Origin of the sequence: Mycobacterium sp. (assembly GCF_019243155.1) — a bacterium.
Classification (GTDB): Bacteria; Actinomycetota; Actinomycetes; order Mycobacteriales; family Mycobacteriaceae; genus Mycobacterium.
In genome coordinates this window covers 1-9,275 of sequence record NZ_JAFAUS010000503.1, presented here as the reverse complement: position 1 = coordinate 9,275, position 9,275 = coordinate 1, and the positions used below count along the sequence as shown (strand labels likewise).

Here is a 9,275-nt window from a genome sequence, read left to right as displayed (position 1 = left end):
TGGGGCGGCGAGCCGCCGCGTTGCATGCCCAGCACGACCTGCTGCTGCCACCACTGCCCGGGCGCTCCCGGGTAGCCGTAGGCGACGCCGAGCAACGGCGCGTTGCTCAGTTCGTCGGCCGGCGGGCTCTCGATGCCTCCGGCCGCCTCCGCCGCGTCCGTCTCCACGACGCCGACGCCTTGCCAGCCGCGCCGCCGGATGTGCTCCAGCCACATCCCGGCCCGCTGGGCCTCGGTGCCACGCGGGTAGCGCATCGCATCGACGTACACCGTGAGCGCGTCACCCAGCCGGCGCTGCATATCGTTGGGGGGCAGATCGATGAGGAATATCGCCAATTTGCGCCCGTCCTCCTCAACCCGTGATCGGCGCTTCGCGTTTCGTTGTCGTGGGGTCCGGGTCGCCCCGGACCGCCATCGCCATTATCGGACCCCCGTGGGGTCGACCGACGAGCGGTCGTGGCACCGAACCAGCGGACGGCTCCGGTTCGGGAAGCCGGTTGTAGCGCACCGCCGTTGCGGCCTTTGTGGGCGTCGGGGTGCAGCAGGGATAGAATCGGCGCGGAACCAGTGGTATGGGGCAGATTGACCTCGTATCATTTCAATTAGTTGCCCCCACAACGGGCATCAGCGTGCTATCGATGGTTACGTGCCAAACTGTCGGCAAGGAGGGACGAATGCCACTCTCCGATCATGAGCAGCGGATGCTCGATCAGATCGAGAGCGCTCTCTATGCCGAGGACCCTAAATTCGCGTCGAGCGTCCGCGGCGGAGGGTTGCGGGCGCCCACTGCGCGCCGACGCCTGCAGGGCGCGGCGCTGTTCCTCATCGGCCTGGCGATGCTGGTTTCCGGAGTGGCGTTCAGAGCCACGATGATCGGAAGTTTCCCGATTCTCAGCGTCTTCGGGTTCATCGTGATGTTCGCCGGGGTGGTGTTCGCCATCACCGGACCGCGCCTGTCCGGCCGGGCCGACCACTCCGGACCGACCCCGGGCGCGGTGCGCCAGCGCCGCAACAAGAGCGGGGGATCGTTCACCAGTCGGATGGAGGATCGCTTCCGTCGTCGCTTCGACGAATAGCGAGACTTCATACAGATCGGGGTAGCCGCCGGCTGCCCCGTTTTTGTTTGTCGGGGTTTGTCTCGCCCGGCAGCGTCGCACGCCCGACCGGCTGAGCGACACGCGCGGGACTGCCGATGCCGTTCTGAATCCCAATCGAGCCGCAAACGAGTCGTGCGCCAGGATGGGCGCCCCACCCGGCCCCACGTAAGCTCCCCACCACGCCCCACAGAGCACCGTTTTGCCATTTGAAGTGCGGTTTTCTGTCCTCGAGTCCGCCCGCCGGCGCGACCTCAAGCCACGTTGTATGACGCCTTCAAGGCCCCCGGACCTGGAACGGCCCAGAAAACTCACTCGGGACACCCCAGTAATGGGGCGTGGTGGGGGATTGTGGGGTATGGTGGCTGAAGTGTTTGGGTGACCTCGAACGGGGAGGTGAGCAGGTGTTTCTTGGCACCTACACGCCCAAACTCGACGACAAAGGGCGGCTCACGTTGCCCGCCAAGTTCCGCGATGCGCTGGCAGGGGGGTTGATGGTCACCAAGAGCCAAGATCACAGCCTCGCCGTCTACCCGAGGGCCGAGTTCGAGCAATTGGCCCGCAGGGCGAGCAAAACCTCGCGAAGCAATCCGGAGGCCAGGGCGTTCCTGCGTAATCTGGCCGCCGGCACGGACGAGCAGCATCCCGATGCTCAGGGACGGATCACGTTGTCGGCCGACCACCGGCGCTACGCACAACTGTCCAAGGACTGCGTGGTGATCGGAGCGGTCGACTACCTCGAGATCTGGGATGCGCAGGCCTGGCACGACTACCAGCAGACACACGAAGAGAACTTCTCCGCGGCCAGCGATGAAGCCCTCGGCGACATCATCTGAGGCGCTTGCCCGTGCAACGTGGCCTCTGCCCGAACCGACCCTGGCGTACTTCCCCAACGCCAGGTTCGTGCCTTCGGACAGGGGCCTCGATGCAGGGGCTAGCCCTTTCTGGCCCCTCGGGGCCTACCCGAGAACCGACGAGTGTCGCCAGAGCCGGGGAGGTGTTGCGGTGGCTGACAATTCGAGCGATTTCGGGCACGTCCCGGTCCTGCTGCAACGGTGCGTCGATCTGCTCACTCCGGCGCTGACTCGCCAGCACGCGGACGGATCGGATGCGGTGCTCGTCGACGCCACCACGGGCGCGGGTGGGCACGCGGAGCGGTTCCTCACCGACCTGCCGGGCCTGCGACTGATCGGCCTCGACCGCGACCCGAATGCCTTGGAAATTGCCGGATCTCGTTTGGCGCGGTTCGGTGATCGGGTCACGCTGGTTCACACCCGCTACGACGGCATGCCCGACGCCCTGGCCGAATCGGGTTACCCCGCAGGCGAATCGGTCGACGGCGTGCTGTTCGACCTCGGTGTGTCGTCCATGCAGCTCGACCTCGCCGAGCGCGGCTTCGCGTATGCACAGGACGCGCCCCTTGACATGCGGATGGACCCGTCGTCACCGCTGACCGCCGCCGACATCGTCAACACCTACGACGAGCGGGCACTCGCGGACATCCTGCACCGCTACGGCGAGGAGCGGTTCGCGCGCCGGATCGCCAAGCACATCGTCGCGCGGCGCACCAGCACCCCGTTCACGTCGACCGCGGACCTGGTAGCCCTGCTGTACCAAGCGATTCCGGCGCCGGCGCGGCGGACCGGCGGACATCCGGCCAAGCGCACCTTCCAGGCGCTGCGCATCGCGGTTAACGACGAGTTGAACTCGCTGCGCAGCGCAGTTCCGGCGGCCCTGGAGGCGCTCGCGGTCGGGGGGCGCATCGTGGTCCTCGCCTATCAATCTCTGGAAGACCGGATCGTCAAACGGCTGTTCGCCGACGCGGTCGCGTCGCGCACGCCGGTGGACCTCCCCTTCGAGCTGCCCGGCCACGAACCGCGATTCCGCTCGCTGACGCACGGTGCACAGCGCGCGGACGACGAAGAGGTCGAACGGAACCCGCGCAGCGCGGCGGTGCGATTACGGGCGTTGCAACGAATCGCGCGCGGGACGCAAGCACAGCAAGAAATTCCGAAAGGCGACTCATGAAAGCAAAGCGCGAGACGCCGAAGCGGCGCGACGGCACCGACCGTCGGGCCCCGCGCGACGGATCCGTCAGCAGGACAAGGCGTTCAGCGGCCGATTCCGCGGCAGCGCGCCGCACCCGGCCGGGAAAGACCTCGGCTCCCGCGCGGGAAGCCCGCGGCCCCAGGTCCGGACCGCAGACCAGCCCCATCGCCCGTCCGGTCGAGCGGCCGGCGCGGCCGAAGAACACCAGCCAGGCCAAGGCTCGGGCCAAGGCGCGGAAGGCCAAGGCGCCTAAGGTTATTCGCCCCCGCCTGAGCGAGCGCCTGGCCACCCGGCTGGCATCCATCGACCTGCGTCCGCGGACCTTGATCAGCAAGGTTCCGTTCGTGGTGTTGGTCATCGGCGCGCTCGGGCTCGGGCTGGGCCTCACGCTCTGGTTGTCCACGGATTCCGCCGAGCGTTCTTACAAGTTGAGCCACGCCAGGGAGAAGACCCGGCTGCTGCAGCAGCAGAAGGAATCGCTGGAACGCGATGTGCGCGAGGCGGAATCCGCGCCCGCACTGGCCGAGGCGGCCCGCAAGCAGGGCATGATCCCGACCCGTGACACCGCGCATCTGGTCCAGGACGCGTCCGGAAACTGGGTGGTCGTCGGATCGCCGAAGCCCGCGGACGGCGTTCCACCGCCGCCGCTGAACGTCAAGATTCCCGACGCGCCGCCCCCGCCGCCGCCGGTTCCCGCGGAGGTTCCGGTTCTGGTGCAACCGGGTACCGGCGCACCGGCCCCGGCCAGGTCCGGGCCCGAGGCGCTGCTGCGCGCTCCTGACGGTGCGTCAACGGTGGGTGGGCAGCACCTGCCGCCGGCTGCTCCCCAACTGCCCGGTGCGCCCGGTGCGCCCGTGACGGCGCCGCTGCCCGGCATGCCCGGCGGACCACCGTTGCCCGGCATGCCCGGTGGTCCGGCCACGGGGCAGCTGCCCGGCATGCCGACACCCGGCCTGCCGCTGCCGGTCGGTCCGGCACCGGCCACAGGACCCGCCGAAGTGCCGATTCCGTTGGGCGGCATGCCCATCCCGGCGCCCGCGCCCGCTCCGCTGCCCGCGGAGGTGCCGGTGCCGGTGCAACCGCGGACGCCGCCGGCGGCCCCGCAAGCCCTGCTACCCGTCGCTCCGGCACCGGGTCCCGTCGCCGGTGCGACGCCGGGTGCTCCCAGATGAGCCGCGGCGAGTCCAAGCGGAAGGGCCGGGAGCAGGGGCCGACGCGCGGTCCCCGTAAGGCACAGGAAGCCAAGGACACCCGGCAGTCGAAGCGGCGACGCAGTCCGCAGCCGGCTCAACAGGGCCGCGACGTTCGGGAGCCGAAGCGGTTCCGGAAAGTCAAGCAGGCCAAAGGCGTCGGCCCGGCGCAGCGGCCCGACACGGCGACGGGGCATTCGGCCAAGGAGCGTCGCACCCGGCAACTCGTGCAGATGGGTAGCCGCGGCGCATCCTTCGTGTTCCGCCATCGAGCGGGCAACGTCGTCATCCTGGTGCTGATGGTGGTGGCGGCGGCCCAGCTGTTCGCGCTGCAGGTGACCAACGCCCCGGCGCTGCGCGCCCAGGCCGCCGGACAGCTCAAGGTCACCGACGTCGAAAAGGCCGTGCGCGGCAGCATCATCGACCGTAATAAGGATCAACTCGCCTTCACCATTGAGTCGCGCGCGTTGACGTTCCAGCCCAAGCGGATTCGCAAGCAGCTGGAGGAGGCCAGGGCCAAGAACCCGGCCGCCCCGGATCCCCAGCAGCGGCTGCGGGATATCGCGAACGAGGTCTCGACCCGGCTCGGCAACAAGCCCGACTCGACGACCGTGCTGAAGAAGCTGCAGAGTGACGACAACTTCGCATACCTGGCTCGCGCCGTCGATCCCGCCATCGCCAGCGCGATTTCGGAGAAGTATCCCGAAGTCGGTTCCGAACGACAGGATCTGCGCCAGTATCCGGGTGGATCGTTGGCGGCCAACATCGTCGGGGGCATCGACTGGGACGGTCATGGGCTGCTCGGCCTGGAGGACGCGCTGGACTCCTCGCTGTCCGGTAACGACGGCTCGGTCACCTACGACCGCGGATCCGACGGCGTCGTCATCCCCGGCAGCTACCGCAACCGGCATCGCGCCGTCAACGGCTCGACGGTGCAGCTGACGCTCGACGACGACATCCAGTTCTACGTCCAGCAGCAAGTGCAGCAGGCCAAGAACCTGTCTGGCGCGCACAATGTTTCGGCGGTCGTACTGGACTCGAAGACCGGCGAAGTGCTGGCCATGGCCAACGACAACACCTTTGACCCGTCGCAAGACCTCGGGAAACAGGGCGACAAGCAACTGGGCAACCTGGCGGTGTCCTCACCGTTCGAGCCCGGCTCGGTCAACAAGGTGATCACCGCGTCGTCGGTGATCGAGTACGGCCTGTCCAACCCCGACGAGGTGTTGCAGGTGCCCGGGACCATTCAGATGGGTGGGGTTTCGATTCACGACGCCTGGGACCACGGCGTGATGCCGTACACCACCACCGGCGTCTTCGGAAAGTCTTCTAACGTCGGCACTTTGATGCTGGCACAGCGCGTGGGTCCGGACCGCTTCTACGACATGGTCCGCAAGTTCGGCCTGGGGCAACGCACCAATGTGGGGCTGCCCGGTGAGAGCGCCGGGCTGGTCCCGCCGATCGACCAGTGGTCGGGCAGCACGTTCTCGAACCTGCCTATCGGCCAGGGACTTTCGATGACGCTGCTGCAGATGGCCGGCATGTACCAGACGATCGCCAACGACGGGGTGCGGGTACCGCCGCGAATCATCAAGGCCACCATCGCTCCCGACGGCACTCGGACCGAGGAGCCGCGTCCCGAAGGCGTCCGCGTGGTTTCGGCGCAGACCGCGCAGACCGTGCGCAACATGCTGCGAGCGGTCGTGCAGCACGACCCGATGGGCTACCAGCAGGGCACGGGATCCGCCGCCGCGGTGACGGGCTACCAGATGGCCGGCAAGACGGGCACCGCGCAGCAGATCAACCCCGCCTGCGGCTGCTACTTCGACAACGTCTACTGGATCACGTTCGCCGGCATGGCAACCGTCGACAATCCCCGCTACGTCATCGGCATCATGATGGACAACCCGGAGCGCAACGCGGACGGGACGCCTGGTCACTCGGCGGCGCCGTTGTTCCACAACGTCGCCGGCTGGCTCATGCAACGCGAGAACGTGCCGCTGTCACCGGATCCCGGTCCGCCGTTGCTGCTGCAGGCCACCTAAGCGGCGTTGAAGGCGCGGTTGCGCGCGTCGATTTCTTCCTGGGTTGCCGGGATCAGGAGGTCGCCGCCGGGTGCCGCGGTGGCATGGCTGCGGATGGCGTGCGCTGCTCGACGCACGTAAGGCCCCCCTAACCGGCCTGTATGGGCGCGGGAGGACCGCGTTGCCCGCCACTCCTCGGTAGGGTGTCATGGCTGATCATGGCGAACGAGAGGTGGTGGACAGTGTCGGTGCCCGCCGGGCTGCGCCCCGACGTCGTCGCGGGGGTTCCGTTGTCGGCCCTTGCGGCACAGGTCGAGGCGTTGCCGGCCGGCGGCGCGACCGTTCCCGACGTGTCCATCACCGGAGTCACGCTGCGCGGCCAGGACGTGCGTCCCGGTGACCTCTTTGCCGCCCTGCCGGGAGCTACCACGCACGGCGCGCGGTATGCCGACGACGCGGTCGCGCGCGGAGCCGTCGCGGTCCTCACCGACCCGGCCGGGGTCGCCGAGATGGGCGCACGAGCCGTGCCCACCCTCGTTCACCCCGCGCCCCGTAGCGTGCTCGGCGTCCTGGCCGCGACGGTCTACGGACGTCCCTCCGACCGCGTGACGGTCATCGGCATCACCGGCACGTCGGGCAAGACGACCACGACGTACCTGGTCGAGTCCGGTCTGCGTTCGGCCGGGCGGGTGGCCGGACTGGTCGGCACCATCGGCATCCGCATCGACGGCACCGACGTCCCCAGCGCGCTGACCACACCGGAGGCCCCCGCACTGCAGGCAATGTTCGCCGCGATGGCCGAACGCGGCGTCGACACCGTTGTGATGGAGGTGTCGAGCCACGCTTTGGCGCTGGGTCGGGTGGACGGCACCGGGTTCGCCGTCGGCGGCTTCACCAACCTGTCGCGCGACCATTTGGATTTCCACCCCACGATGCAGGACTACTTCGACGCCAAAGCGCTGCTCTTCGACCCGAACTCGCCGCTGCGTGCGCGCCAGGCCGTCGTGTGCGTCGACGACGAGGCGGGGCGCGCCATGGCGGAACGGGCCGGCGACGCGATCACCGTCAGCGCCGACGGACGCTCCGCGGACTGGCGGGCCGTGGACATCGAACCGATGGGCGCCGGCGGCCAGCAGTTCACCGTCGTCGACCCCACCGGCGCGCAACACCGGGTCGGCGTCCGGCTGCCCGGCCATTACAACGTCGCCAATTGCCTTGTGGCACTGGCGATTCTGAATGCCGTGGGGGTTTCTCCGGAGCAGGCGTCGGCGGGGCTGGCCGAAACGCGGGTGCCCGGGCGGATGGAAGACATCGACCGCGGTCAGGATTTCCTCGCTTTGGTCGACTACGCCCACAAGCCGGGCGCGCTGCGCGCGGTGCTGACCACCCTGGCGCGCCCGGGCCGCCGGGTGGCGGTGGTGTTCGGCGCCGGCGGCGAACGCGACCCGGGCAAACGGGGGCCGATGGGTGCGACCGCCGCCGAGCTGGCCGATCTGGTCGTCGTCACCGACGACAACCCGCGCGGTGAGGATCCGGCGGAAATTCGCCGCGAGATCCTGGCGGGCGCAGCCGAAATCGCACACGCGGCCGAGGTTGTCGAGATCGGCGACCGGCGCGCCGCGATCCGGCACGCCGTCGCCTGGGCGAGCCCCGGCGATGTGGTTTTGATCGCGGGTAAGGGGCACGAGACCGGGCAGAAGGGCGCCCAGGAAACACGGCCCTTCGACGACCGGGTGGAGCTCGCGGAAGCCCTCAACGCGTTAGGGGCCCCGTCGTGATCGACCTGACCGTCGCCCAGATCGCCGAAATCGTGGGCGGCACGCTGGCCGACATCTCGCCGCAGGCGGCCGCAAAGCTCCACGTCACCGGAACCGTCGAATTCGATTCCCGCGCAATCGGTCCCGGCGCGCTGTTCTTGGCGCTGCCCGGGGCCCGCGCCGACGGGCACGACTACGCGGATTCGGCGGTGCAGGCCGGCGCGGTCGCCGTGTTGGCGGCCCGACCGGTGGGCGTTCCCGCCGTCGTGGTGCCCCCCGCGCCGCAGCCCGAGCATGCCGGCGGCGGATTGGCCGGGGTGCTCGAGCACGACACCGACGGGTCGGGCGCGGCGGTGCTGGCCGCGCTGGCCAAGCTGGCCAAGGCGGTGGCCGCCGAGCTGGTGGCGGGCGGGCTGACGATCGTTGGCATCACCGGCTCGTCGGGTAAGACGTCGACCAAGGACCTGGTGGCCGCGGTGCTGCAGCCGTTGGGCGAGGTGGTGGCCCCGCCCGGCTCGTTCAACAACGAGCTGGGCCATCCCTGGACGGTGCTGCGCGCGACCCGCGACACGGACTTTCTGGTGCTCGAGATGTCGGCCCGCCACCCCGGCAACATCGCCGCGCTGGCCGACATCGCCCCGCCTGCTATCGGGGTGGTCCTCAACGTCGGAACGGCGCACCTGGGGGAGTTCGGTTCACGCGAAGTCATTGCGCAGACCAAATCCGAACTGCCACAAGCTGTTCCAGCATCAGGCGTAGTCATCCTCAATGTCGACGACCCAGCCGTCGCGGCGATGGCCCATGTCACCTCGGCCTGGGTGATCCGGGTCAGCCGCGCCGACAAGACCGAATCCGGGGCCAGCGACATCTGGGCCGACAACGTGTCGCTGGACGAACTGGCCAGACCGCGCTTTACCCTGCACGCGATGAACGCTCAAGGCGCTGTCGAAGCCGAGGTGCGACTGGGCGTCTACGGCGACCACCAGGTCACCAACGCGCTGTGCGCCGGGGCGGTTGCCCTGCAATGCGGCGCCAGCATCGACCAGGGCGCGGCCGCACTGGCCGAGGCGGGCCCGGTGTCGCGGCACCGGATGCATGTCACCACCCGCGCCGACGGGGTCACCGTGATCGACGACGCCTACAACGCCAACCCCGATTCGAT

General features: G+C 69.1%; 7 protein-coding genes and 1 pseudogene. 7 read left to right on the top strand and 1 reads right to left on the bottom strand.

The window, feature by feature from the left end:
* Positions 1–335, bottom strand: a pseudogene (locus tag JOZ00_RS25355) (GNAT family N-acetyltransferase); the annotation flags it as partial.
* A gap of 338 nt (positions 336–673) precedes the next feature.
* On the opposite strand from JOZ00_RS25355, the gene JOZ00_RS25350 reads away from it, so the two are divergent.
* From JOZ00_RS25350 to murF, 7 genes are all read left to right on the top strand, one after another.
* Positions 674–1,075, top strand: a complete 402-nt coding sequence (locus JOZ00_RS25350; protein ID WP_293349808.1) for a DUF3040 domain-containing protein — start codon at positions 674–676, stop codon at positions 1,073–1,075.
* 422 nt (positions 1,076–1,497) lie between these two features.
* Positions 1,498–1,929 (top strand): division/cell wall cluster transcriptional repressor MraZ, encoded by a 432-nt coding sequence (mraZ, locus tag JOZ00_RS25345; RefSeq protein WP_293349805.1) that lies wholly within the window; start codon positions 1,498–1,500, stop codon positions 1,927–1,929.
* Positions 1,904–3,121, top strand: a complete 1,218-nt coding sequence (gene rsmH, locus JOZ00_RS25340) for a 16S rRNA (cytosine(1402)-N(4))-methyltransferase RsmH (RefSeq protein ID WP_293349802.1) — start codon at positions 1,904–1,906, stop codon at positions 3,119–3,121. The genes mraZ and rsmH overlap by 26 nt, the downstream gene beginning before the upstream one ends.
* Positions 3,118–4,314: a hypothetical protein gene (locus JOZ00_RS25335; protein ID WP_293349799.1), complete on the top strand. Its 1,197-nt coding sequence runs from the start codon at positions 3,118–3,120 to the stop codon at positions 4,312–4,314. The genes rsmH and JOZ00_RS25335 overlap by 4 nt, the downstream gene beginning before the upstream one ends.
* Positions 4,311–6,377 carry a penicillin-binding protein 2 gene (locus JOZ00_RS25330; RefSeq protein WP_293349796.1) on the top strand — a complete coding sequence of 689 codons (2,067 nt, stop codon included), beginning with the start codon at positions 4,311–4,313 and terminating at the stop codon, positions 6,375–6,377. The genes JOZ00_RS25335 and JOZ00_RS25330 overlap by 4 nt, the downstream gene beginning before the upstream one ends.
* Before the next feature lie 197 nt (positions 6,378–6,574).
* Positions 6,575–8,134, top strand: a complete 1,560-nt coding sequence (locus JOZ00_RS25325; protein ID WP_293349793.1) for a UDP-N-acetylmuramoyl-L-alanyl-D-glutamate--2,6-diaminopimelate ligase — start codon at positions 6,575–6,577, stop codon at positions 8,132–8,134.
* On the top strand, positions 8,131–9,275 hold a 1,145-nt coding region (murF, locus tag JOZ00_RS25320), incomplete at its 3' end, for a UDP-N-acetylmuramoyl-tripeptide--D-alanyl-D-alanine ligase (protein WP_293349790.1). The genes JOZ00_RS25325 and murF, both read left to right, overlap by 4 nt.

Excerpts from the sequence above, each read along its gene's own strand:
- JOZ00_RS25350 (WP_293349808.1), top strand. The coding sequence starts at position 674 with ATGCCACTCTCCGATCATGAGCAGCGGATGCTCGATCAGATCGAGAGC.
- rsmH (WP_293349802.1), top strand. The coding sequence starts at position 1,904 with ATGAAGCCCTCGGCGACATCATCTGAGGCGCTTGCCCGTGCAACGTGG.
- JOZ00_RS25335 (WP_293349799.1), top strand. The coding sequence starts at position 3,118 with ATGAAAGCAAAGCGCGAGACGCCGAAGCGGCGCGACGGCACCGACCGT.
- JOZ00_RS25330 (WP_293349796.1), top strand. The coding sequence starts at position 4,311 with ATGAGCCGCGGCGAGTCCAAGCGGAAGGGCCGGGAGCAGGGGCCGACG.
- JOZ00_RS25325 (WP_293349793.1), top strand. The coding sequence starts at position 6,575 with ATGGCGAACGAGAGGTGGTGGACAGTGTCGGTGCCCGCCGGGCTGCGC.